The organism is Aeromonas sobria, assembly GCF_006243315.1.
GTDB lineage: Bacteria > Pseudomonadota > Gammaproteobacteria > Enterobacterales > Aeromonadaceae > Aeromonas > Aeromonas sobria_A.
Genome location: NZ_NKWE01000021.1, coordinates 158,145 through 183,249, shown reverse-complemented (window position 1 = coordinate 183,249; position 25,105 = coordinate 158,145). Strand labels below are relative to the sequence as shown.

General features: G+C 61.0%; 23 protein-coding genes and 1 pseudogene. 4 read left to right on the top strand and 20 right to left on the bottom strand.

Annotated elements, in window-relative coordinates; genetic code table 11:
* The first annotated feature begins 520 nt into the window (after window positions 1-520).
* Both CF137_RS06850 and CF137_RS06845 read left to right on the top strand, forming a co-directional pair.
* Window positions 521-1,591 (top strand): isopenicillin N synthase family dioxygenase, encoded by a 1,071-nt coding sequence (locus tag CF137_RS06850; RefSeq protein ID WP_240038521.1) that lies wholly within the window; start codon window positions 521-523, stop codon window positions 1,589-1,591.
* 125 nt (window positions 1,592-1,716) lie between these two features.
* A complete protein-coding gene (locus CF137_RS06845; protein ID WP_139718474.1) occupies window positions 1,717-2,880 on the top strand; it encodes a trans-sulfuration enzyme family protein in 1,164 nt (387 codons plus the stop codon).
* A 116-nt stretch (window positions 2,881-2,996) separates the two neighbouring features.
* Here the strand turns inward: CF137_RS06845 and CF137_RS06840 are convergent, their stop codons facing one another.
* From CF137_RS06840 to CF137_RS06830, 3 genes are all read right to left on the bottom strand, one after another.
* Window positions 2,997-4,661 carry an AMP-binding protein gene (locus CF137_RS06840; protein ID WP_101325008.1) on the bottom strand — a complete coding sequence of 555 codons (1,665 nt, stop codon included), beginning with the start codon at window positions 4,659-4,661 and terminating at the stop codon, window positions 2,997-2,999.
* A gap of 97 nt (window positions 4,662-4,758) precedes the next feature.
* Window positions 4,759-5,037 (bottom strand): YfcL family protein, encoded by a 279-nt coding sequence (locus CF137_RS06835; protein ID WP_042022445.1) that lies wholly within the window; start codon window positions 5,035-5,037, stop codon window positions 4,759-4,761.
* A gap of 123 nt (window positions 5,038-5,160) precedes the next feature.
* Window positions 5,161-6,276 (bottom strand): ATP-NAD kinase family protein, encoded by a 1,116-nt coding sequence (locus tag CF137_RS06830; protein WP_139718473.1) that lies wholly within the window; start codon window positions 6,274-6,276, stop codon window positions 5,161-5,163.
* 111 nt (window positions 6,277-6,387) lie between these two features.
* Between CF137_RS06830 and CF137_RS06825 the strand changes: the two genes are divergently transcribed.
* Complete coding sequence (locus CF137_RS06825) at window positions 6,388-7,125, top strand: TerC family protein (protein ID WP_162515877.1); 738 nt, start codon at window positions 6,388-6,390, stop codon at window positions 7,123-7,125.
* A 95-nt stretch (window positions 7,126-7,220) separates the two neighbouring features.
* Here CF137_RS06825 and CF137_RS06820 read toward each other — a convergent pair whose 3' ends face one another.
* From CF137_RS06820 to pspA, 17 genes and pseudogenes are all read right to left on the bottom strand, one after another.
* Complete coding sequence (locus tag CF137_RS06820) at window positions 7,221-7,709, bottom strand: outer membrane lipoprotein YfiB (RefSeq protein ID WP_139718472.1); 489 nt, start codon at window positions 7,707-7,709, stop codon at window positions 7,221-7,223.
* A 23-nt stretch (window positions 7,710-7,732) separates the two neighbouring features.
* Window positions 7,733-8,980 carry a diguanylate cyclase DgcN/YfiN gene (locus tag CF137_RS06815; RefSeq protein WP_139718471.1) on the bottom strand — a complete coding sequence of 416 codons (1,248 nt, stop codon included), beginning with the start codon at window positions 8,978-8,980 and terminating at the stop codon, window positions 7,733-7,735.
* Window positions 8,977-9,552, bottom strand: a complete 576-nt coding sequence (locus tag CF137_RS06810; RefSeq protein ID WP_139718470.1) for a regulatory sequestration protein YfiR — start codon at window positions 9,550-9,552, stop codon at window positions 8,977-8,979. Before CF137_RS06810 ends, CF137_RS06815 begins: the two co-directional genes overlap by 4 nt.
* Before the next feature lie 189 nt (window positions 9,553-9,741).
* A complete protein-coding gene (gene tyrR, locus CF137_RS06805) occupies window positions 9,742-11,289 on the bottom strand; it encodes a transcriptional regulator TyrR (protein ID WP_139718469.1) in 1,548 nt (515 codons plus the stop codon).
* Between the two features lie 154 nt (window positions 11,290-11,443).
* Window positions 11,444-11,926, bottom strand: a pseudogene (locus CF137_RS06795) (4a-hydroxytetrahydrobiopterin dehydratase); the annotation flags it as partial.
* A 63-nt stretch (window positions 11,927-11,989) separates the two neighbouring features.
* A complete protein-coding gene (gene phhA, locus CF137_RS06790) occupies window positions 11,990-12,784 on the bottom strand; it encodes a phenylalanine 4-monooxygenase (RefSeq protein WP_139718467.1) in 795 nt (264 codons plus the stop codon).
* Between the two features lie 153 nt (window positions 12,785-12,937).
* Window positions 12,938-14,368, bottom strand: coding sequence for a gamma-aminobutyraldehyde dehydrogenase (locus tag CF137_RS06785; protein ID WP_098969218.1), 1,431 nt, complete (start codon window positions 14,366-14,368; stop codon window positions 12,938-12,940).
* 29 nt (window positions 14,369-14,397) lie between these two features.
* Window positions 14,398-15,225: an ABC transporter permease gene (locus CF137_RS06780; RefSeq protein WP_139718466.1), complete on the bottom strand. Its 828-nt coding sequence runs from the start codon at window positions 15,223-15,225 to the stop codon at window positions 14,398-14,400.
* Between the two features lie 35 nt (window positions 15,226-15,260).
* Window positions 15,261-16,229 carry an ABC transporter permease gene (locus CF137_RS06775; RefSeq protein ID WP_005346227.1) on the bottom strand — a complete coding sequence of 323 codons (969 nt, stop codon included), beginning with the start codon at window positions 16,227-16,229 and terminating at the stop codon, window positions 15,261-15,263.
* Complete coding sequence (locus CF137_RS06770) at window positions 16,226-17,239, bottom strand: ABC transporter ATP-binding protein (RefSeq protein WP_139718465.1); 1,014 nt, start codon at window positions 17,237-17,239, stop codon at window positions 16,226-16,228. Before CF137_RS06770 ends, CF137_RS06775 begins: the two co-directional genes overlap by 4 nt.
* Before the next feature lie 100 nt (window positions 17,240-17,339).
* Window positions 17,340-18,485 carry an ABC transporter substrate-binding protein gene (locus tag CF137_RS06765; protein WP_139718464.1) on the bottom strand — a complete coding sequence of 382 codons (1,146 nt, stop codon included), beginning with the start codon at window positions 18,483-18,485 and terminating at the stop codon, window positions 17,340-17,342.
* A 197-nt stretch (window positions 18,486-18,682) separates the two neighbouring features.
* Complete coding sequence (locus CF137_RS06760) at window positions 18,683-19,606, bottom strand: LysR family transcriptional regulator (protein ID WP_005346246.1); 924 nt, start codon at window positions 19,604-19,606, stop codon at window positions 18,683-18,685.
* Between the two features lie 190 nt (window positions 19,607-19,796).
* Window positions 19,797-20,831: a YcjF family protein gene (locus tag CF137_RS06755; protein ID WP_139718463.1), complete on the bottom strand. Its 1,035-nt coding sequence runs from the start codon at window positions 20,829-20,831 to the stop codon at window positions 19,797-19,799.
* Window positions 20,832-20,910: 79 nt separating this feature from the next.
* Complete coding sequence (locus tag CF137_RS06750; protein WP_162515876.1) at window positions 20,911-22,332, bottom strand: YcjX family GTP-binding protein; 1,422 nt, start codon at window positions 22,330-22,332, stop codon at window positions 20,911-20,913.
* A 158-nt stretch (window positions 22,333-22,490) separates the two neighbouring features.
* Entirely contained in the window at window positions 22,491-22,895 is a 405-nt protein-coding gene (gene pspC, locus CF137_RS06745; protein ID WP_139718461.1) for an envelope stress response membrane protein PspC, read from the bottom strand.
* Complete coding sequence (gene pspB / locus CF137_RS06740) at window positions 22,892-23,128, bottom strand: envelope stress response membrane protein PspB (RefSeq protein WP_042022412.1); 237 nt, start codon at window positions 23,126-23,128, stop codon at window positions 22,892-22,894. Before pspB ends, pspC begins: the two co-directional genes overlap by 4 nt.
* A gap of 3 nt (window positions 23,129-23,131) precedes the next feature.
* Window positions 23,132-23,818, bottom strand: a complete 687-nt coding sequence (gene pspA / locus CF137_RS06735; RefSeq protein WP_042022411.1) for a phage shock protein PspA — start codon at window positions 23,816-23,818, stop codon at window positions 23,132-23,134.
* Window positions 23,819-24,014: 196 nt separating this feature from the next.
* On the opposite strand from pspA, the gene pspF reads away from it, so the two are divergent.
* Complete coding sequence (gene pspF, locus CF137_RS06730) at window positions 24,015-25,067, top strand: phage shock protein operon transcriptional activator (RefSeq protein ID WP_139718460.1); 1,053 nt, start codon at window positions 24,015-24,017, stop codon at window positions 25,065-25,067.
* Window positions 25,068-25,105 lie beyond the last annotated feature (38 nt).

Sequence of the window (25,105 nt, the reverse complement as noted above, 5' to 3'; positions counted from 1 at the left end):
GATTGATCCACACATGGGCACCGATACTGCTCAGGTAACCTAGCGTGATAGCTGGCATCCATGTCCGCTGCTCCACAAAGGTATGGATGCCGTGCGCTTGCCCCACACCCTCAAAGGAGGGTTGCCGCGCTGTCGAACCCCTGCCCTCGTTGGGGGTGAAAGCATCTTTAATGTGATTGGTATTATCGCCCCTTCTTGCCCTGTGGAGTGATCCTGCGGGTTGGCTACGCCTCCCCGCTGCGACTCACGCGGCATGCCCTTGTCTAACAGACAAGCATGGCCACACAATTTCGAATTCAATCCCGAATTCAATTTCGAATTTTGTATATAACTAAGAATAATTTGTTGTTTCCGTCTTCCTAAACCGCACAGTAGCATCCCCCTCATCCAAATGGCGCAATCACCCGGGCTCACTATGCCACGCTGTCGCGCCACCCCGTTTGCCGCTCATCCGTCCTGCCAACCGTGGTGGCAGGGCAAGAGATGGCGCCAGAGATAACGAAAGAGTGAGGAGGTGCACATGGAACATTCACCACTGCCGATCATCGATCTGGCCGCCCTCAACGGGGCGCCCGACCTGCGGCGCCCTATGTTGGCCAGACTGGCGGCAGCTGCCCGCGAGGTGGGCTTTTTCTACCTGACAGGGCATGGCCTGGGTGACGCCGAGCAGCGGGAGACCCTGGCGCTGGCAGAGCGCTTCTTTGCCCTGCCGGAGCAGGAGAAGCTGGCGGTGCAGATGGTCAACAGCCCCCACTTTCGCGGCTACAACCGGGTCGGTGCCGAGCTGACCCGCCAGAAGCCGGATCTGCGGGAGCAGTTCGATATCATGAACGAGGCGCAGGCTCTGCCTGTGGTGCAGATCCGTGAATCCTGGCAGCGGCTGATCGGCCCCAACCAGTGGCCGACCGCCCTACCAGAAATGAAATCTCACCTGTTGGCGTGGCAAGAGCGGCTGAGCGATATCACCCTCACCCTGCTCGCCGCCTTTGCCGAGGTGCTGGAACAGCCGGTCGGAGTGTTCGACGGAAGCATTCGCGGTGCCCCCTACCAGCACATGAAGCTCATTCACTACCCGGGGCAAGAGGCGGGTGGCAGCAGTCAGGGGGTCGGCGCCCACAAGGATCCCGGCTACCTGACGCTGGTGATGCAGGATGATCACTCAGGGCTTGAGGTCGAGACGACCGACGGCTGGATCTCGGCGCCGCCCCTGCCGGGGGCACTGGTGGTCAATATCGGCGAGCTGCTGGAGCTTGCCTCCAACGGTTATCTCAAGGCGACCCTGCATCGGGTGGTAAGCCCTCCGCCCGGCGTATCGCGCCTCTCCTGCGCCTTCTTTATGGCGGCGCGGCTCGATGCCACCGTGCCCCTGCTCACCCTCACCCCCGCGCTGGCGACGCAGGCGCAAGGGCCAGAGAGTGACCCGGCCAACCCGCTCTGCTATCAGGTGGGGGAGAACGTGCTGAAAGGGAGGCTGCGCTCCCACCCGGATGTGGCAGTGCGTCACTATACCGCTCAGGATGCCAGCAACTATGCTGCACCATCGCAGCCAAGGGAACGGTCGAAGGAGCAGCGGGAGCGGGAAACCGCCTGAACCAGCGGGATGATGGCAATCGCCCGAGCGAATATGTCACCAGAAGGGACGCCAGTTGCGCCCCTTCATATCGATTTTAAACGCGGAACATCAGGGCCAGCAGCTGGCCAGAACGGAGTAATACAATGAAATTCAAGACCATGAGCGTACACAGCGGCCAACGGATCGATCCCCAGACTGGCGCCCTCACCACACCGCTCTACCAGAGCAGCACCTTCAGCTACTTCAATGCTCAGGCGGGCAAGGAGCGCTTTGCAGGTCAAGCCCCCGGCTTTATCTACAGCCGCTTTGGCAACCCCACCACCGCCGAGCTGGAGCAGAAGCTGGCGGCACTCGAAGGTGCCGACGAGGCGCTGGTGGTGGCGAGCGGCATGGCGGCGGTGAGCGCCATCATGTATGCACTGGCCGACAGCGGCGATGAAGTGGCCTATATCGGCCCGCTCTATGGCGGCACCGATGCCTTCCTCAAGCAGACCTTCAGCCGCGCCGGTATCAAGGTCACCGCCTACGAGAGCGATCGGGATCTGCTGGCCAATATCCGCCCCGCCACCAAGGTGGTACTGTTCGAAACCCTGACCAACCCCACCCTCAAGGTGGTGGATCCGCGAATAGTGGTGGAAGCGGCCCGCAAGGTGGGCGCCATTACGGTGTGTGACAACACCTTCCTCACCCCCTACCTGCTGCGCCCGCTGGAGCTCGGGGTCGATGTGGTGATGCACAGCGGCACCAAGTATCTGGGCGGCCACGGCGACATCATTGCCGGGGTGGTGGCGGGTTCTCACGCGCTGATGAAATCGATCCGCACCGTGGCCCTCAAGCATATCGGCTCCCCCATAGGCCCGCAGGAGGCCTACCTGTTGCAACGCGGGGTCAAGACCCTGCCACTGCGGATGGATGCCCACCTGCACAATGCGCAAAAGGTGGCCGAGTTTCTGGCAGCCCAGCCGGCGGTGAAAAAGGTGATCTACCCGGGGCTTGCCAACCATCCGGGTCACGATGCCCTCGGTGCCTTCGCCAGCGGCTTTGGCGGCATGGTGAGCATCGAGCTGGAGGGGGGCTTTGCCCGCTGCGCTACCCTGCTCGACAACCTGCAGCTGTTCGTGCAGGCGGTGAGTCTGGGTGATCTCGAGAGTCTGGCCTGCCATCCAGCCAGTACCACCCACGCCGCCATGGACGAGGCAAGCCGCCTCGCCGCCGGGGTCAATGACGATCTGATCCGCTTCAGTATCGGGGTGGAAGATGCCGACGATCTGATCGCCGATCTGGCCGCCGCGCTGGCGCTGATCTAGCCCAAGGGGCACTTGTCACACTCCCGCAAAACAGGGGCGAGTGACAATCCCCAAAAAAAACCACGGCCCATAATGGGCCGCGGTTTTTTGATGCTGTTATAGCAGTAAAAAGAGCCTTACTCCTCCCAGACCACCGAGTGGGAGGATGACCAGTCATCCCCCAGACGAGCATATTTATGCTCCAGCAGGTGACGCTTGATCTTCATGGTCGGGGTCAGCACGCCATTCTCGATATTCCACGGGGTCTTCACCACCAGGATTCCGCGAATTTTGGCATGGGATTCCAGCTGATCGTTGACCCGCACCCGCGCCGCCTCCAACTTGGCATTCACCTCTTCCCGATTGCCCTTCATGGCGCTCTCGGCCAGCTGTACCAGTGCGATGGGCTGGGGCATGCCATAACCAATCACGCAGAGCTGCTCTATGATGGGCTCTTGTCCCAGCAGCCCTTCGATGGGCACCGGCGCCACATATTTGCCCTTGGCGGTCTTGAACACGTCCTTCATCCGGCCAGTGATGGTGAGGTAACCCTCCCGGTCCAGCTTGCCCATGTCGCCGGTGTGCAGCCACCCCTCGGCATCGATGGCCTCGGCGCTGTGCTCGGGATCCTTGTAGTAACCCAGCATCATCCCCTCACAGCGACAGAGGATCTCCCCCTCGTCGGAGATCTTGATGGTCACCCCCGGACCCGCCTTGCCGACGGTGCCGATCTTGTCGGCGCGGAACGGGTAGTTGATGGTGGAGTAAGCGTGGTTCTCGGTCATACCCCAAGCTTCGGTCACCTTGAGGCCGATGCTCAGATACCACTGCAACAGCGCAGGGGAGACAGGCGCCGAACCGCAACCCAGTACCCGGGCCTGATCCAGCCCCAACCCCTTCTGCAACTTGCGTTTGATGAGGCCCGAAATGAACGGGATCTTGAGCAGCAACTCCAGTTTTTGCTGGGGCAACTTCTCGTGGATCTTGATGCGAAACATCGCCCACAACCGTGGCACCGAGATAAACACGGTGGGACGGCAGCGTTTGACGTCTTCGATAAAGGTGTCGAGGGATTCGGGGAAGGCGATTTCGGCGCAGCCATACAAGCTGCCGCCGTAGACATAGACCCGCTCGGTAATGTGGGCCAGCGGCAAGTAGGAGAAGCCGCGATCAGTGGCACACAATCCCACCGTTTCCACCAGCTTCTCACAAGACCAGGCGTAGCGCTCGACGCTCAGCATGGCCCCTTTCGGCTTGCCGGTACTGCCGGAGGTGTAGACCAGGCTCAGCAGGGAGTCAGGGGCCTGTACCGGGCTGTCAGGGATCGGCTCGTGCGCTTCCAGCAGGTCATCCCACTGGTGGCTGGCTGGCATGGTGTCGTAGGGGAAGGCGATGCGCAGCAGATCGGCGGGGACGCCAGCCTCCTGACTCTTCCAGTCATCCAGCTTGCCAATAAAAATGGCCTTGGCCTCGCTGTGGCGCAGCACGTACTCGATGGTGTCGACGTTGGCGGTCGGATAGATGGGCACGCTCACATACTGCCCCATCTGCATCGCCAGATCGGCGATAAACCACTGGGCGCAGTTTTTGGAGAGCAGCGCCACCTTGTCACCGGCCACCAGACCTAAATGACGCAAGGCCGTCACCATCCGCCGCGCTTCATCGGCCACTTCACCCCAGGTGAAGTCGACGTATTCGCGGTTGATAGTTTGACGCAGATAGGTTCGATCAGGACACTGCCGCTCCCAGTGATAGAGCATCTCGAGCGGCAGTTTTTGAGCAATACGGGGTGTGGAAGCCATAGTTTAATCCCTGAAACAAAAGGCGAAACTTATTATTAACCTTTCACTAACTTCAGGGAAGAATAAACTCAAACTTCAGTTTGAAATGTGTATCCGATCAAGCTTCTGCATCTTGTTGCAAACGAATCCACATTGCTTGCACCAATTTCTCATCCTCTTCGGATAGCTCCCCTTGCAAAATCGCCTCGTTGAGGCTGCGCAATACATAGCTTTTGATATCTCGTACCAGCGTCTTGCCTTCCAGTTCGGCCCGGGCAACCGCCAACGAGATATGACCTCGCAAGTAACCACCGGCAAACAGCTCATCTTCGGTTGCGGTGGCAACCATGCTGTCGATCAGTCCCAACAACTTGTGCTCAAAATCGTGAATTGTCATGTAACGCAGCCTCATTTCCAGAGTGGCTGGCAAAAAAATTGCCGGGAAAATAATTCGGGGTATGGAACCGCAATTCGGGTGACTGCGGCTCTCTGGCGCCAGGCCAGCAGCGTCCTTGGCGTCCTATTCCGGGTTGGCCACCGGGTAGATGACCTGATCCTTGTATCCCGTGGTTATTTGCAGATAACCACGCAACGCCCGGTTCAATTGCGGATCATCGGTGTCCACCAGCAGCGGCCTGCCCGCGAGGGCGGTCAGCTTGGCTTTGGTTGCCAGCACCTGGATATTCTCCAGCCCGACACACCGAATCACTTCAGGACTCAATTGCTGATTTCCGCGCCCAAACAGATGTCCCTGTCCGCCGATCAGGGTCATGATCAGTCGGCAGCGACGGCCACGGATCCGGGTCAGGATCTCGACGGCGCTGAGATCCTGCCCGATAAGTCGGCCATTTTCCACCAGATCCACACCGAGCAAGCTATTTTCCAGACCCAGCTCGGCCATGCAGGCCGCCACCGTGCTGCCAGAACCCATCAGATAGAGGGTATCGGGCTCCATCTGCTCCACCACACCGGCGGCTAAGTCAGCCAGCACCAGCTCTTCGGACTCCCTGCCCCCCTGTTTGACCGCCTGCACATAACGCAGATCGCCGGGCACCTTCAGCTGGCCGTAGTGGCGGGCTCGCACCTTGCCAGCGCGAAACGCCTCCTCGTCGATATCCCGCACCTCACCATCCACCAGGCTGAGCAATTCACCAGCGATCATCCGTGCCACCACCCGCCCGCTGGCGGCCGGGGTCACCCCGTAGACCCCGGAGTGGATCTTGCACCCCGCCGGAATGCCAAGCACATGGCAGGACTCCCCGACCGCCGCGCAGATATCCCGCGCGGTGCCATCGCCACCGGCAAACAGCAGCAGGTCGACCCCGGCTTCGCGCATCAGCTCAGCCGCATGGCGGGTATCGTCAGCAGAGGTACTCTCCCCTTCGGGGTGATAGATAACCCGACAGGGCAAGTCGAGGGAACGCGCAACCTTCTCCCCCATCACCCCGGCCACCGTCAGCAGTTCAAACGGGGTGGTCAACTCACACAGCGGCAATAACGCTTGCCGCGCCCGCTCCTGCGCTTTGGGCACAGCGCCACGGGCCAGTGCCTCGGCCACCATGCCATCACTGCCCTTGAGGCCCACTGCGCCGCCGATCCCGGCAACCGGATTAATGATGAACCCTAATCGAAACATGCCAGCCTCCCTTGCGATAGCGCCCATTTTTATCTTTTCCCCACGCGGCGACAAGCACTGGTTCCTCCTGCTAAAATGCCCCGTTTCACTTTCTTCAACCAAGGTTCAATCATGCTGGAATGGGTTCTTGATCCCTCTGCCTGGGTCGCACTCGCCACCCTTACCCTGCTCGAAATCGTGCTGGGCATCGACAACATCATCTTTATCTCCATCCTGGTGGGTCGCCTGCCGGAGGCGCAGCGTCAGAAGGCGCGCGTTCTGGGTCTGGGGCTCGCCATGGGTACCCGGATCCTGTTGCTGCTCTCCCTGGCCTGGGTGATGCGCCTCACCGCGCCGCTCTTCACCGTGCTGGGTGAAGCCATCTCCGGCCGCGACCTGATCCTGCTACTGGGGGGCCTGTTCCTCATCGGCAAGAGCGCCCACGAGATCCACGTCACCCTGGAAGGGGCTGCCGAGCCGGAGAGTGTCAGCAAAGCGGCCTCGGGCTTTATCAGCACCCTGATCCAGATCGCCATTCTGGATATCGTATTCAGCCTCGACTCGGTGATCACCGCCGTCGGCATGGCCGATCACGTCCCCGTCATGGTGCTGGCCATCATGATCGCCGTCTTCATCATGATGTTTGCCGCCAAGTCCATCGGCGATTTTGTGGATACTCACCCCACCATCAAGATGCTGGCCCTCTCATTCCTGACGCTGGTGGGCTTTGCCCTGATGGCTGAGGGGATGGATCTGCATATTCCGAAGGGCTACATCTACTTCGCCATGGCCTTCTCACTGCTGGTCGAGATGATCAACATCCGTCTGCGCAGCCATCACGACAATAACGGGCAAAATAGCGCGCAGTGATCCCGCGCCGGATGCCCCGCGACCCCAGCTGTCACGATCAAAAAGAGCGCCTATTCAGGCGCTCTTTTGTCATGGTTGATTGCATAGCACTGTGTTTATTGATCGCTGATCACGATAGCAACCCGGCGATTGGCAGCACGGCCCTCTCTGGTTTTGTTATCCGCCAGCGGCATGGTCGCACCAAGGCCACGCACCTCAAGGTTGGCAGGCTGCATGCCAACAGACACCAGCACCTCGGCAACCGACTGGGCCCGTTTCAGGGAGAGCTGCTGGTTGTAACTGCTCTCGCCGGTGTTGTCGGTGTGGCCATCCACTCTTGCCTTGTCCAGCCCCACCCCCAGCAGGGTGTTGCCCAACTTCTCGACCACCTGACGGGTCTGAGGGGTCAGCTCACCCACGTTATTGGCAAACAGTACCCGGTTGGCCAGATCCAGCGTCCAGCCAGCATCGCTCAGATAAAAACCTTGCTCCTTCAAGACCGCCACCTGCTCAGGGGTCAACCCCTTGGGAGGGCTCTGGCACGCCGCCAGCATAGTCAGCACCAAGCCCGTCAGTATGACTTTCAGGGAGAGAGACATGTTCATTGTTATTACTCCTGTAACACCGATTACTGCACCCCGGCAGGGGCTGCCTGAACGTCACCACGACGATCTCGTTTTGCCAGATACATGGCTTGATCTGCCTGCGCGCACAACGAGCTGGCACTAATCCCAGGTTGATAAAGCGCAAAGCCTATGCTGACTCCCGCTATCAACGCCTGACCATCTTGTAGCACCACAGGATCACTCATCGCCTGTTGAATACGCTTAATCACCTCTTCGACATCCTGTTGCGCAAAAACCGGACTCAGCAAGATGGCAAACTCATCGCCCCCCAGGCGACACACCAGATCGAGCGGACGCAACTGATGTTCTACCCGCCTGGAGAGGGTCACCAATACCTCGTCACCGGCGTTATGCCCCAGATTGTCATTAATTTGCTTGAACCGATCACAATCGAGGTAGAGCAAGGCGAATCCCTCCCCCGCTGTCTCGGCAAGCATGATTGCCTGACCTAGCCGCGCATCAAACAGCGCCCGATTGGGCAGACCAGTCAGGTTATCGTGGGTCGCCTGATGCAGCAGGCTGGCATTTTCGCGGGCCTGCTGAGCTTGCCAGGCTTGCAACTCATCGAGCAGGGCGTTGAAGTCATCCCCCAACTCATTGAGCTCGACGATATCGGCCGGTGGTGCCCGCATCCCCAGGGTGCGCTGACGGCGCACCGAGTGTGCCACTTGCGCCAGTTGCCGCAACGGTGAGGTGATGGTGAACTGCATCCGCCCGGCCACATGGAGTGCCAACATGGCACTCAGGGCGAGACAGACCGCCATCACCAGCACCACCGAGAGCAAGAACAGCAACAGATACTCGCCATGACCGCGCAGCTCGATGGTGGCGATCTGCTCGCCCCCTCGCAACATGGGGATCTTGACCGGTCCCGGCATCAGCAGTTGTGCCAGATAGTCCTCCAGTGTCACCAGCGGGTTGCTTCTCGGGCGCGCCCAGTTGGCAAACGGCTGACCATTGTTCAGAAAGATGGTGGCCTCGGCCACCTCTTCATGGGCAACAATGCCGATCAGCGCCTCGCTCGCCGCCTCCTCATCGCGGAACACGACTGCCGCTTCGGCGCTGTAGCTGATGGCGCGAGCCACCAGTTCCAGGTTGTGATCGGCGTACAAACGCACCACCAGCAAGGTGACAAGAGTCAAAAAAAGTCCCGCTACGCTGACGGCGGTGATGGCCGCCACCAGATGGGTACGCCCCAGGCTTTGACGCAGGGTCAGACGGCGGGTAGCCACGTTCGGCGGTCGACTCATGGGGTCTCCTTGTCGGCATGGGCCAACTTGAGCACAGCCGGGTGCACCTTCACACCACTTAACGCCAACGCATCAAGATTAACTTTAAAACGTATCCGCTCTTGGTCCTGAGCGGTCTGCAGGCAGAACACCGAACTGCTGGTGCAGTCGTGGTTGTATTCGCTGATGCTGAGCACGGGGTGACCCTGCAGGCGGGCAAACAGCGCAATCCGGGTTGGCTCATCGAGCACGCCAAGATAGAGCACATCGCAGTTACCGCTGATAGCTGGATCGGTCGCCTCGTAGCGATTGACCTGTACCCGGCGGCCATTAGCTTGACGGTTGATGGTAAAAAGGTGGCCGGCATATTCGGTCGGGGCCGCCACGCACATGCGCAGCACCGCAGGCTCGGTGGGCCAGCGGGTGTAGCTCAGCAGATCAAGCACTAACCCCCTGACCGCCATTGCCCGGCTCTCGGCTGCGGTTTCCGACTGCACTGTTTCCGCCAACCCGCCACGGGGCAGCAGCAGCCCGAGTGCGACCAGCACGGGCACCAGACGGGCAATGATTCGGGGGAAAGAGCGCAACAACATGATCAGAAACTGGCCGCCTTAACAACACCGCTGCAGCTGCACTGCGGTTCGGATATATAGACGCTGATAGTAAGTTGGCCAGTGATGGTCTGACAAGGCTTCCTCTGTGGTCATTGCTCACCGCCGTATAAATAAACCAAAGAGCCCGTCTGGCGACGGGCTCTTTGGTGGCGGGCATCAAGGCGCAGATCACTTCTTGCTGATACCGTATTCTCGCAGTTTATTGGCGATGGCGGTGTGCGACACACCCAGGCGCTTGGCCAGCTGACGGGTTGACGGAAAGGAGGGGTAGAGTCTTGCCAGCAACTGGCTCTCGAAGCGCTTGACCGCATCGTCCAGGTCCCCCTCGAACCACTCGTCAATCAGCGGCACCGAGTCGGCGGTGACCGGCAGGTCAATCTGCTCCGGCCCCAGCTCATCCCCTTCCAGCAACGTCATGGCGCGATAGAGACAGTTGCGCAGCTGGCGCACGTTGCCCGGCCAGCGGTAGGCGCTCAGGTAGTCGGCCATGTTGCGGGTAAAGCGCGGACGAGGCCGCTGCAGTTCACTGGCAAAGCGGGAGACAAACTGCTGGGCCAGCACCATGATGTCCGCCTTGCGCTCGCGCAGGGGGGGCAGCGCCAGACTCAGCACGTTGAGACGGTAGTAGAGATCCTCGCGGAAAGTCCCCTCGTGCACCAGATCCAGCAACTGCTTCTGGGTGGTGCAGATGAAACGCACGTTGACCTTCACCTCCTGCTCGTCACCGACCCGGCGGAACACCCCATCCTGCAACACCCGCAGAAACTTGGTCTGCAGATGAGGGGACATGTCGCCGATCTCGTCCAGCATCAGGGTGCCGCCGCTGGCCAGTTCCAGCACGCCGCGCTTGCCTTCGGTGTTGTTGCCAAAGGCACCGGGGGCATAGCCAAACAGCTCGCTCTCGGCCACGTTATCGGGCATGGCGGCGCAGTTAAGCGCCATAAAGGGGTGGCTGGAACGCAGACTGGCAGCATGGCAGGCGCGGGCCAGCAACTCCTTGCCGGTGCCGGTCTCGCCGACAATCAGCAGAGGCGCGTCCTGCATCGCCAGTTTGCGCGCCTGACCTAGCACCTCTTTCATCTTGGGGCTCTCGGCCTGCAGGTGCTCGAAGCCCTCCACTTCCACCGCATGGAGCGCGCTGAAGTGCATGCCGACCCGGCGAGCCGATTTGAGTACCACCACGGCACCCGCCAGTGCCTGTTTGCCGCGCGCTTCCGCCACAAACAGCGGCATCAGATCCGCCAGATACTCTTCGCCATTGAAGCTGAGCTTGCAGGTCTGCGGCTTGATCTCGCTCGCTTCCAGCCAGCGGGAGAAAGAGAAGCCCTTGACCAGCGAGCCAAGCGCCACGCCGCGCACCTCCTCCACCGGCAAGCCGAGGGTGGTGAGGGCCGACTGGTTGGCCTGGGTCACCTTGCCCTTGCTGTCGAGGGAGAAGACCAGATCCGGCAGCGCCTTGAGCAGCGCCTCAATCTCGTGGTGCTCTCGCTCGGAAGGCATGTAGGGGATGGTCTTGACGTCGTAGACACCGGGAATGCGGCGGATCTCCGGCATCAGGTGCTGAAAATCGCTGAACTCCAGCTCGGGAAAGTTGAGATAGATGATGCCTGAGGTATCGATTTCGATGCCGCGCAGATCGATATTGTGCTCCACCAGACGGTCGAGCAGTTCCCGGGTCAGGCCCAGGCGGTCTTCACAGCTGACTTCAAGACGCATTCGGGACACACTTCCTAGCTAACTCTATGAATGAGCGGATAATACAGTCTCGATCCCCCCAGTGCGAGCGCCAGCCCATAAAAATGCGGGCCTACGCTGCTTTCGCAGGCAGGCCCAAGCCAGCATGTGTCACGGTTTGCGCACACCGTCAGCTGATTAATTGATCGGTACGCACCGCCATAATGAAGTCGTTGCGATGTAAACCGCCAATCTTGTGGGTCCACCAGCTGACGGTCACCTTACCCCACTCGGTCAGAAATGCAGGAAGGGGGATACTCAGCCTCAACCCGCTCTCAACTTATCTGGGCAATTGGTCGGTACGGGCAGCCATGATGAAGTCGTTGCGGTGTAATCCGCCAATCTTGTGAGTCCACCAGCTGACGGTCACCTTACCCCACTCGGTCAGGATGGCGGGGTGGTGAAACTCCGTCTCCGCCAGCTCCCCCAGACGGTTGGTAAACGCCAGCGCCTCCTTGAAGTTGCGAAAAGAAAATTCCCGCCGCAGTTGCAGCGCCCCCTCCACCACCAGCGGCTGCCAGTCGGGGATACGTTGCATCAGCTCGCGCAGCTCCTCATCGCTCACCTTGGGGGCATCGGCGCGGCACGCTTCACACTGCTGACTGGCCAGTTCGGACATGGGTTACTCCTGCTTGAATTAATGAAAAATTAATGAATATGAAATCGGGTTGTTTGCTTTTGGTCAGCTCGCCTGCTTGCCTGAGACAGGCTCAAAGCGCGGCGGATAGAGGCCAAGCCGACTGGCCTCCGCCAGAGCAGCCATGATCTCCTCCCCTGTCAGCTGGTAGAGGTGCGCGAGACTCGGTAGCACAAAATAGGTGGGCTGCATGATGTCGATACGATACGGGGTGCGCAGCACGGTCAGCAGATCGAAGGGTTGCAGCAGCGGCTTGCCACAGAGGGCATAGACAGTCTCACCGATGGAGGAGAGAATGCCACCGCCGTAGATACGCAGCCCATCCGGCGTCGCCAGCAGGCCAAACTCCACGGTGAACCAGTAGAGCCGCGCCAGAAAAACCCGCTGCTCCTTGCTCGCCTGTTGCCCCAACTGGCCGTAGAGGTGAGTAAAGTGGGCAAAGGCCGGATTGGTCAACATGGCGCAGTGACCGAAGATCTCGTGAAAGATATCGGGCTCTTGCAGATAGTCGAGCTCGTCCCGGCGCCGGATAAAGGTCGCCACCGGAAACTGGCGATTGGCCAGCAGGGCGAAGAAGCGATCGAACGAGATAAGCGCAGGCACCGCCGCCACCGCCCAGCCGGTCGCAGGCTGCAAGATGGCGTTGATCTCGGCCAACTGGGGGATGCGATCACGGGGCAGAGCCAGCCTGGCAAGGCCCGCCAGATACTCATCACACCCCTTGCCCTCAAGCGCCGCCAACTGGCGCTCGATCAGGATCTGCCAAGTGCCATGCTCCTCGTTGCAGTAGTGGATCACCCCGTCAGCATCCGGCTGGTGTGCGGTGTAAAAGGTTGCCATAGCGGTTCCATCCTCTGGCGCCACATCCAGGCGCCTTGCCGTTTCATCACCGCTTCACTGTAACGAAATGGCAACAAAAAAAGCAGCCGACCCATGAGTCGGCTGCCTGAAACAGTTGTAAATAAATTGTGACAACCAGCTAACCAATACCCACTACAGCTTGACCATGATATGGCGCGGCACCGTGTAATCCTCCAGCGCATAGAGGGAGAGATCCTTGCCGTAACCCGACATCTTCATGCCGCCGTGAGGCATCTCGGAGGTGAGCATGAAGTGGGTATTGATCCAGGTGCAGCCATATTGCAGGTGGCTGGCCACCTTGCTGGCGAGGCTCAAATCCTTGGTCCAGACCGACGAGGCCAGACCATAGTCCGAGTCGTTGGCCCACTGCACCACCTGCTCGGCATCGTTGAAACGGGTCACCGACACCACGGGGCCAAACACCTCGCGCCGCACGATCTCATCCTCCTGACGGGCCCCGACAATCAGGGTCGGCTCGAAGAAGAAGCCGTTGCCGGGACGGATCTTGCCCCCCGCCGTCACCTCCACATGACCGCTGCTCTGGGCCCGCTCGACAAAGCTGGCAACCCGGTTGCGCTGCCTGTCCGAGATGAGCGGCCCCATCTCGACCCCCTCCTCGTACTGGCTGCCCACCTTGATGGAGGCCACCGCATCGGTCATGGCCGCGACGAACTTGTCGTAGATCTTGCCCTGGGCATAGATACGGCAGGCAGCGGTGCAATCTTGCCCTGCATTGTAGAAACCGAAGGTGCGAATACCCGCCACCACCGCCTCCAGATCCGCATCGTCGAAGATGATCACCGGCGCCTTGCCCCCCAGCTCAAGGTGGGTGCGCTTCATGGTGCGGGCGGCGCTCTGCAGTATCTTCTGGCCGGTGGCGATATCGCCGGTGAGCGACACCATCCGCACCAGCGGGTGCTCCACCAGCGGTGCCCCCACACTCTCGCCCCGCCCGCAGATGACGTTGATGACGCCGCGGGGGAAGACCTCGCTGGCCAGCTCGGCAAGGCGCAAAGCGGTGAGCGGGGTCTGCTCGGAGGGTTTGAGCACCACCGTATTGCCCGCCGCCAGCACCGGCGCCATCTTCCAGGCCGCCATCATCAGCGGGTAGTTCCAGGGGGCGATACTGCCCACCACCCCGATGGGATCGCGGCGGATCATGCTGGTGTGCCCCTCGATATACTCCCCCGCCAGCGGCCCTTGCAGGCAACGGGCAGCCCCGGCAAAGAAGCGGAAGCAGTCCACCACCGCAGGCAGCTCGTCGTTGAGCACCGCCAGATAGGGTTTGCCGCAGTTGAGGGATTCCAGCGCCGCAAACTCCTCAGCGTGGCGCTCGATGAGATCCGCCAGACGCAGCAGCAGGTTGCTGCGCTGGGCCGGGGTGGTGCGGCTCCACTGGGCGAAGGCCCGCTGGGCACCGTTCACCGCTCGGTTCACCTGCTCGAACGAGGCTTCGGGTACGGCGGCGATCTGCTCGCCGTTGGCCGGGTTGAGAATGGGTTCGGCCTGCCCCTCGCCGGTCACAAACTGGCCATCAATCAAGAGTTGGGTAGAGAGTTTCATGGTTGCATCCTTGCGCACGCGTTGAGTCATCATTTGCCACTGCCAGCGACATCATGGGTGTCGCGAGTAAGGTAGTAGGCAAGCAAAATGGGGATAGTGGTGAAGGCCACTATGATGAGGGCCACCACGTTGGTGACCGGCCTGTCTCGGGGACGGATCAGCTCCTGATACATCCAGATGGGCAGGGTGGTCTGCTGGCCCGCCGTGAAGGTGGTGACGATCACTTCGTCAAAGCTCAGGGCAAAGGCCAGCATGCCCCCCGCCAGCAGCGCCGTGGCCAGATTGGGCAGGATCACGTAGCGCAGGGTCTGAAAGCCATCGGCCCCGAGATCCATCGACGCCTCGATGAGGCTCTGGTTGGTGCGGCGAAAACGGGCCAGCGCATTGTTGTAGACCACCACCACACAGAAGGTGGCGTGGCCGATAACGATGGTCCAGAAGCTGAACGGGATCTCCATCAAGCCGTAGGCCGAGCGCAGCGCGATACCAGTGACGATGCCGGGCAGCGCGATGGGCAGCACCAGCAAGAGCGACACCACCTCCTGACCGAAGAAGCGGCTGCGGGCAATGGCCCCTGCCGCCAGAGTGCCGAGGATCATGGCTGCCAGCGTCACCAGTCCCGCTACCTCCAGCGACAACTGGATGGCACGCCACACATCGGGGCGATTGAGGGTCACCTCGAACCACTTGAGGGTGAGCCCGGGAGGCGGAAACTGATAACTCTTGCTCTCGCTGGTGAAGGCGTAGAGGAAGATAAACAGAATGGGAAAGTGCAGGAACAAGAGCCCGCCGATGGCGGCGTACTTGAGCAGGCCCGAAGGGCGCGGTCCCTGACTGATCACTGAGCTAGCTGACATGACGGCCTCCTTGCTGCCGGTTCAGAGCGATAGGGTCAAAGCGCATCAAAAGCCCCCAGTCGTTTCGCAATCGCCAGATAGATGGCGATGATGAGGATTGGCACCAGCGAGAAGGCGGCGGCGAAGGGCAGGTTGCCCGCAGTTCCCTGCTGCATGTAGACCACCTGACCGATATACATGGTCGAGTTGCCAATGATGCCGGGGATGATGTAATCGCCGAGGGTCAGCGAAAAGGTGAAGATGGAGCCCGCCACCACACCGGGCAACGCCAGCGGCAGGATCAGGTTGCGAAAGGTCTGGGCGGGTGTTGCCCCCAGATCACTGCTCGCCTCCAGCAGGGATCGCGGAATACGCTCCACCGCCGCCTGAATGGGCAGGATCATGAAGGGCAGCCAGACATAGACGAACACGATAAAGGTGCCAAGCCGCGAGAAGGAGAGCGACGGGCCACCTATCACCGGCAGGGAGAGGATGGCATCGAGCAGCCACTCCAACCCCATGCTGTCGGCCAGCCAGCTCACTACCCCCTCTTTGGCCAAAATCAGCTTCCAGGCATAGACCCGCACCAGATAGCTGGACCAGAGCGGCAGCATGATCCCCACATAGAACAGCGCCCGGGTCTTGCCACTGGTGTAGCGCGCCATGTAGTAAGCAACCGGAAAACCGAGCAGGGCACAGGCCAGGGTCACCAGCAGCGACATGCCGACGGTACGGCCGATCACATCCAGATTCTCAGGCCGCAGCAGGGCGACGAAGTTTTGCAGCCCCAGCTCATGGCGCACCTGACCGCTAAACTCGTCCAGCCCGAACAGGGAGTTGGAGAGCAACATCAGCAAGGAGCCGACATAGATGATGCCGAGCCACAACAGCGGCGGCCCCAGCAGGATCGCCAGCAGCAGGCCAGGTCGACCATAGAGCAGGGTCGAGAGGCGCCGCAGCGGCCTGAAACGGGCAGGTTCGGGCTGATGGTTCATGGCAAGACTCGCACTGTGAGGGGCACTCATGGCTGCGCCCCTTGCTGGGCGGCGCTCAGGCGATGGATGGCCTGCTCCGGCCAGCTGAGACTGACCCTGCTGCCACGCGCCAGACGTGCCTGCCCCTCATTGGGGTGGTTGACGATGATCTCGAGCTGCTCCCCGAGATCGACCCGATAACGGACAAAGGGGCCCAGATACTCCACCTCGCGGATCTCCCCCGACCAGCCCGGGGTGCCCGCCTCACTGAGCCGGATCCGTTCCGGGCGCACCATCATCTGGCTGCCGTCACCACACAGCCGTCTGGCCTGATCCCCTTCGAACAGATTGACGGTGCCAACAAAGCGGGCCACAAACGGCGTCGCCGGAGCGTCGTAGATGGTATCGGGGGCGGCGATCTGCTCGATCTTGCCCTGACTGAAGATGCAGATCCGGTCGCTCATGGAGAGCGCCTCCTGCTGATCGTGGGTGACGAAGATAAAGGTGATGCCAAGCTGGCGTTGCAGCGCCTTGAGCTCAAGCTGCATCTGCTCGCGCAGCTTGAGATCGAGGGCCCCCAGCGGCTCATCCAGCAGCAGGATGCGCGGCTGGTTGATAAGGGCCCGGGCGATGGCGATACGCTGGCGCTGGCCGCCGGAGAGCTGGCTCGGGCGGCGCTTGCCTACCCCGGGCAATCGCACCAGCTCCAGCATCTCGTCCACCTTGCGGTAGCGCTCCGCCTTGGCGACCCCCTTGAGCATCAGGCCATAGCCGATGTTGTCGCGCACATCCATGTTGGGAAACAGGGCATAGTCCTGAAACACGGTATTGAGGTTGCGATCATAGGGCGGCACGGTGGAGCAGGGTTCGCCGAACAGGCGGATCTCACCCTCGCTCGGGTACTCGAAGCCTGCGATCATCCGCAGGCAGGTGGTCTTGCCGGAACCGCTTGGCCCCAGCAGGGTAAAGAATTCCCCGGAGGGGATCTGGAAAGAGATGTCATCGACCGCCTTCACCTCGCCATAGTGGCGACTGACCCGGTCAAATTGTACGGCGTTCATGGGACGTCCTTGTCTGTGCTGGGATGGGCCGGACTCCTGTCCGGCCCGCTTGATTATCCTGTTTGGGCGGTTGTGCAGAGGAGGCGCTGCTCACCCCGCCTCAGCGACCGCCCAGAATGGCGATATAGTCGGAGACCCAGCGGTAATAGGGCACGCAAGTTCCCTGGCTCTTGCACTGGGAGACCGGGGTACGCCAGAAGCGAACCCGATCGAAGTTGTCGATACCGTTGGTTTTGCACCCGGTCGGGCCCAGCAGGGCATTGCCCTCGCAGGCGGCAGGCACCACAGGCACCGAGCCAAACCAGGAGGCGAGATCCCCCTGCAGCTTGTTGTTCAGGGAGTGCTCCAGCCACTTGTAAGCGCAGGTGAGGTTCTTGGCATCACTGTGCACCATGCTGGTATCGGCCCAACCGGTGACCCCCTCCTTGGGCACAGTGGTGGCGATGGGTTGCTTGTCGGCGATCAGGGTATTGGCCTGGAATGGCCAGGAGCCTGACGCGACCACACCTTCGTTCTTGAAGTCATCGATCTGGACGAAGGCATCATGCCAGTAGCGTCCCACCAGCTGGCGCTGCTTGCGCAACAGATCGAGGGAGGCCTTGTACTGATCCTCGTTCAGCTCGTAAGGATCCTTGATGCCAAGGGCGGGCTGGTGGGTCATCAGATAGAGGGCCGCATCGGCGATGTGGATCGGGCCGTCAAAGGCCTGCACCCGCCCCTTGTTGGACTTGCCATCCGCCAGGGTCTGCTCCTCGAACACCACGTTCCAGGAGTCCGGTGCCTTGGGGAACACCTTGGTGTTGTACATCAGGATATTGCCGCCCCACTGGTAAGGCACGCCGTAGTGTTTGCCATCCACTGTGTGCCAGGGGGCATTTTGCAGCTGGGGATCAATCTTGCTGTAGCTCGGGATGAGCGCCAGATTGAGCGGCTGCACCTTGCCACCGGCAATCAGGCGCAGGCTGGCATCGCCGGAGGCAGTCACCAGATCGAAGCCCCCCTCGTTCATCAGCGCCACCATCTCATCCGAGGTGGCTGCCGTCTTGACGCTCACCTTGCAGCCGGTCTCTTTTTCGAAGCCGGTCACCCAGTCATAGTTCTTGTCGGTCTCGCCACGTTCGACGTAGCCAGCCCAGGCCACGATATTGAGCTGGCCTTCACCCTTGCCGAGCTCGGTCGGGGCAGCCTGGATCTGGCCTGCCAGCAGCGCCGGAACAAGAGCCAGCATCAGAGGGGTCAATTTCATCATGCACTCCTTGCATTGTGTTGACTTGCATCAGGTGAAGGAACGCCGCCGTGGGCGTTAACATTCCGTTAACCAGCTATGAGCTTAGGGGAGTGGCAATACGATGAATATTTCAATTTTTGGTGGCTCAGGTATCAGCTAAATCGATATCGAGTGCAGATGAATCTGAATTTTAGTGGCAACCCCGCAAGATATGGCTAGCGAGGGAGCGCCTGACGGGCCCGCAACCGACTCTGATCCCGCGCAATATCGATAAATTCCCGCGCCGTCCAATCCAGTCGAGAACCACGGCGCCACACCAGCCCGATATCGATAGCGGGAATGGGCTCCTTGATGGGGCGCGCCTCGACCCGCTCCTGTTCCAGCGACCAGGGGCGATAGGCAAAATCGGGCAGCAGGGCAACCCCGAGCTGGCTGGCGACCAGACTGCGCACCGCCTCCACCGACGCGGTGCGCAGCACGATACGGGGGGAGATGCCGTAGCGGCGCAGGCCGCCCCCGATGATCTGATCGAGCTGATCGGCGGTCAGCGAGATCATCGGCTCCTCCCCCAGCGCGGTCAGGGAGAGGGTCGACTCGGCGCAGAGCGGGTGGTTGGCGGCCAGCCAGAGCCGCAGCGGCGAGCGGGTCAGCAATTCGGTATCAAACGCCTCTTGCCGGATGGTGCGGTTGGTCATCAGGATCCCCACATCCACCTCGCCGTTGACGATCTGGTGTTCCAGAAAAGGCTGTTCATCCTCCTTCACCTCGATCTGTACCGCCGGAAAGGCACGGCGAAAGCGGCCAAGCGCCTCTGAGAGGTAGTAACCCGCCACCAGGGTGGTCACGCCGATGGTGAGTCGCCCCTGATCCTGCTGGGCCACCGCTTTGAGGGAGTGGCTCGCCTCGGTCATGGCACCGAGAATACGGCGGGCGTGGAGCAAAAACTGGTGGCCCTGAGTGGTGAGGGTGACACCGCGCGGATTGCGCTCGAATAGCGGAGCGCCCAGTTCGGTCTCCAGCTCGCGAATGGCGCTGGTGACCGCCGACTGGGAGATATGCAGCTCGGCGGCGGCGCGACTCACTGAAAAGCTGTCGGCCACGGCCACAAAATAACGGATCTGGCGAAAGGTAAAGTTCATCGGGCATCCTTGCCGATTAGTACGATTGGTGTGATTGGTACGATTGACTGCCAGCTTAACCGTAAACGGGCGCCTCGCCAAAGTCGGGCACTGCTGCCAACTCAATGATCTGCCGATTAAAACCATGCCCCTGCGGCTTGGCGAGCACAACAGGGGCATGGGTCATCGCAGCAAGGTGCAGATAGAGCTATCAGGATTTGTTGAGATACCCCGCAAGCTGGCTGATGATCCGCTTGCGTTGATCACCAAGCTTGGGTTTCTCGTCCGCACACCAGGGCAGCGGGCGGCATGCCTCTATGGTACGCAGACCCAGGCGGGCGGTGAGCAGCCCGGCTCCAACCCCTTGTGCGGCGCGGGCAGAGAGCTTGGCGGCAAACTCGGCCCCCAGCAGATCCATCCCCACCTCGGTCACCAGCTCGGTAGCTCCGGCGTAGAGCATGTTGCGAAACACCTGACGAATGAGGCGAATCCGGCTCCAGTAGCCAAGCTCGATGGCATAGACATCGGCGATATCCTCGATCATCCGCAGGTTGCGCCACAGCATCAGCATCATGTCGACGGTGGCGAGCGGGCTTAGCGCCACCAGCACCGCGGCCTCCCCCGACCATTTGGCGACCCGCGCCTGCGCCAGCTTGTCGCGCTCGCCGAGTACCAGCTGACTGTAGAGGGTCAACACCTCCCGATCGCTGTGGCTCTCGTCGAGCTGGGCCAGCCAGGTTTGATACCCCTCGCACCCCTTGTCGCCACTTTTGACCGCCAACCCTTCGCAAAAGGCCTGCCCTTGGCCGACTCCCTGATAGGCCAGCAGATCTTCTGCCCGCGAGCGCACATCCTGGCGCCGCTTGAGGGTGCGCAGGCGCAGCCACTCGCGCCCCACCACGCTGGCGGTGCCCGCCGCTACCAACGCCGAGGCCGCCAGCCAGGCGCTGCCCCACAGCGGAGTGGTGAGAAACTGATCGTAAAGAAAGGCGCCATATTGGCCCAACGAGAGCAGACCGACCGCCCCCAGCCCCCACACCAGTAGCCGATGGCGGCGGCGGCGCGGTTTGCTGACGAGGGCACTCTCCACCTCGGTGAAATCGTCCAGCTCGTCGAGGCGCTCGAAACTCGCCTCCTCCAGCCGCTGGGCCGGTGCGGGCGGTCGCTCATCGCTGGCCACCGTCAAGGCAGGCTCAAGGATCACCTTGCCCTGCAGCGGTGGCCGCTCTTTTATCTGATCGTTCATCGCCTTGTTCTCCTGAAAACAGTCTCCTGTGTGCGGCCTATCAAGTACACCACTGAGGGCAACACCGGGCCGCACACCGTTATTCGAGGTGATCCCCGAGCAAAAACTCCAGCGCCGCATCGAGCCGGATATGGGGCAACGCCTGATGGGCGCTCATGGGCAGGGGGCGAAACGCCTGAAAATCAAAGCCCTGATTGTTCCCCCCCTGTTTATTCCACCACTGCGCAGGGGGAATATGGGGCGGCACTTCACCCGGGAACAGCAACAGCGGCTCACCCGCGAGACTGGTGCCACGGATGGCGGGGAACTCGCGGCCATTAGCCACCCCCTTGCCCACTTCGGTCGCCTTGATGGCGGCCAGCGCCAGACACTCGGTGGTGATCCCCTCAAAACGGGCCTGCCCACGGCCACTGCGCACCAGATGTTGCAGCAGCGAAACCATGGGCGCGTGCTGTTCGGGGGTGACGTGATCGGCCTTGCTCGCCACAAACAGCAGCTTGTCGATACGGGGCGAGAAGAGTCGCCGCCACCAGTTGCTCTTGCCGTAGGCAAAGCTCTCCATGATGCGGGCGATGGCCTGCTGCATGTCGCCAAAGCTGGCCGCCCCGGCGTTGAGAGGCTGCAGGCAATCCACCAGCACGATCTGGCGATCAAAGCCAGCAAAGTGCTGCGCGTAAAAACCCTGCACCAGATGCTGTTTGTACTGCTCAAAACGCTGTTTGAGGGTGGCGTAGAGGGTGCCATCGGCGGGCTCGCTGGTGGGCATCTCCCACACCCAGGGGACAAACTGCAGCATGGGGGCACCGGCATACTCCCCCGGCAAGACGAAGCGGCCGGGCTGGATCAGGTGCAATCCCAGATCTTGTTTGCAAGCGTGCAGGTAGGCGGTGTAGCGCTCGGCAAGTTCTGCCACCGGTCGCTCGGCAAAAGATTGCGTCGCTTGCCATTCCGGTGTCAGCCAGCTGGCGGCGAGCGCTCGCAGCTCGGGGCGACGAAGTTGCTCGCGCACCTGTTCGCTCCACTGCTCGTAGCTCATCTCAAGCAGCGGCAAGTCAAGCAGCCACTCCCCGGGGTAGTCCACCAGATCCACGTAGAGGGTGGAGATCTCCCCCAGATGCTTGCGCAGAGGGTGGCGGGTGCGATAGCGAATTTCGAGGCGCACCTCGGCCACGCCGCGGGTGGGTTCGGGCCAGGCCGGTGGATCGCCAAACAGGGAGTCGAGGCCGCGCTCGTAAGCAAAGGTGGGAATGTGGGCATTGAGCTGCGGCACCCGGCGCGCACCGAGAATGCGCCCCTGACGCAGGGCATCCCACAACGGCAAACGGCCATCGATGGCCGCGTGTTCCAGCTGGTTGACCATCGCCGTGATAAAGGCGGTTTTACCGCTGCGAGAGAGGCCGGTCACCGCCAGCCGGATATGGCGATCCCGCACCCGGTTCACCACGTCGTTCGCCTTGTGTTGCAGGCGAGTCAACTTCTGTTCCAGTTTATTGAGTATCAAGGCTTGACCCGTTCTCCCTTGGTGTTGCATCTGGCGTGATCTGCCATGCGATAAGGCAAACTGGCTATCCGCGCTGGATGGTCAATCTGCCTGAGTGGCGTCAATGATGGAGCATCACAGGAGGCTCCACCATCGACGATAAATACTGACGATGGCTACTACAGCTTGCTGAATTCCCGCTGCAGGGTGAACTCCTTGGAGGTCACCAACTTCTCGATCCGCTGAACTCTGGGCTCCAGCGCGTCAAGTTCCTGCGCAATACGGCCCAGCGCCTGATGAGGGGTGACCCCCGCCTGCCAACTGCGTGCCTTCATCCGCACCTCGGCAAAATCAGCCTCCTCGCGCTGATAAAGCGTGACCGGCTTCTTGTCGAGCAGCAGCCAGGCCGCAATATAAGCGGTGAAGGTGATGAAACCGGCGAAGATCAGGCCACTGATGGCCAACAGCCGTACGATCCAGGTCTCCACCCCGAAGTACTCTGCCAAACCGGCACAGACTCCGGCTATCTTGCCGCGCTGGGGATCCCGGTACAGGTTACGCCCGTCACGATTGACGCTGCTCATACCTTGTTCCTCCAACCAGGAACCTCTGCATCCAGAATCGACTCAAGCGCCCCTACTCGCTCCTGCATCTTCTCGGCACGGCCGAGCAACCCTTGCAGTTGTTCCCGCTCGCTATCGGCGAGACCGGCGCCAATCCGCCCCTTGGCCCGGTAGTGCAGCACCAGCCAGATGGGGGCCACCACCACCATGAAGACCACCATGGGAACCATCAATACACCCAGCAGATCTTCCATCTGTTACTCCCCCTGTTTGCCTTCGCTTTTGTGTTCACTCTGGCCCAGCTTCTGGCGCATCGCTTCCAGCTCGCGGCTGATCTGGTCGTCCACTTCCAGCTCGGCAAACTGCTGCGCCAGTGCCTTGTCGGACTGACCCAGATCGGCGCGGGCTTCCATTTCGTCGATGCGACGCTCCATCCGCTCGAACTTGCTCACCACCGCCTGGCTCTCGCCACGGGCTACCTGGCTCTGCACGTTGAGACGGCTGCTGGCCGCTTCGGTGCGGATCGCCATCGCCTTTTGACGAGCGCGGGCATCTTCCAGCTTGGCTTCGAGCTGGCGGATCTCCTCACCCAGCTTCTCGATGCCACTGTCGACCGCTTGCTGCTCGCGGTAGAGGGTCTCTGACAACTCGGTCTGTTTCTTCTTCTCGATAAGGGCAGCGCGGGCCAGATCTTCACGACCCTTAGTCAGGGCCAGTTCGGCCTTGGCCTGCCACTCGTCAACCCGCTCCTGATGACGGGTGACCTGACGGCCAATCTCTTTCTGGCTGGCGAGGAAGCGGGCCAGATTGGAGCGCTCCTTGACCAGCTCATCTTCCATCTCCTGGATGATCAGGCGCACCATCTTCTGGGGATCTTCGGCCTTGTCGAGCAGGGACGTCAGGTTGGAATTGATGATGTCGGCCAGACGGGAAAAAATACTCATGGTTGCACTCCTGTTGTTGGCATGGCGTTGTTTCTCCATTGACAATGGCAACTTGTGTGCCAATCTGGAATGAAATTTAACTTGTTGATTTATATGGGGCTGAAAGAGCGAATTACAAGATGCCTGGTGCAAGTGATGATAAGATTCACCAACTTTTGGTAAGATTGACCAGCTTTAACAACCGACAGGGAGCACTATGACCACGGCCACGGAAAGCCTGCTGGGGGAATCCAACGCATTTCTCGAGATCATTGAGCAGACCTCACGGCTCGCCCCACTGCGCAAACCCGTGCTGATCATCGGTGAGCGGGGGACGGGCAAGGAGCTGATCGCCCACCGCCTACATTATCTCTCGGCGCGCTGGGATCAAAGCTTTGTCACCATCAACTGCGCCACCTTGAGCGAGAGCCTGCTGGAGACCGAGCTGTTCGGTCACGAGGCGGGCTCTTTTACCGGTGCAGCCAAGCGCCATCAGGGGCGTTTCGAGCGGGCCGATGGCGGCACCCTGTTCCTCGACGAGCTGGCCACCACCAGCGCCCGGGTGCAGGAGAAGCTGCTGCGGGTCATCGAGTATGGCGAATTTGAGCGAGTGGGTGGGGCCAAGCCCCTCAAGGTGGATGTGCGACTGGTCTGCGCCACCAACGAGGATCTCCCTGCGCTGGCGGACAAGGGGCAGTTTCGCCACGATCTGCTCGACCGGCTCGCGTTTGATGTGATCACCCTCCCCCCCTTGCGGGAGCGGCGGGAAGATATCCTGATGCTGGCCGAGCACTTCGCCCACAGCATGACCCGGGAGCTGGGTTATCCGCTGTTTGCCGGTTTCTCCCGCAAGGCGACCCAGCTGCTGCAGGATTACCACTGGCCGGGCAACGTGCGGGAGCTGAAAAACGTGGTGGAGCGCAGTATCTACCGTCAGGGCAATCCGCAACTGCCGCTCTCGACCCTGGTGATCAACCCGTTTGATTCCCCCTGGCGCCCCGGTGCCAAGAGTAACCCGCCGCTGCCAGAGGGGCCCGGTGAGGCGCCAATCGCCACGGCGATGAGCTTGCCGCTCGAGCTGAAACAGGCGGTGGCGGAGTTCGAGATTAATTTACTCAAGCAAGCGATGCAGCAATCCCAGTATAATCAGCGCAAAGCCGCTCAACTGCTGGCCCTAAGCTATCACCAGTTCCGTGGCATGCTACGCAAATATCAGCTGCTCAATGATGATAACGAGGCAGAACAAGAGCAAAAGGAGTCCGATTTATGACGGCTCCCGCAACACGCCAGCCTTCGCGCTGGCACATT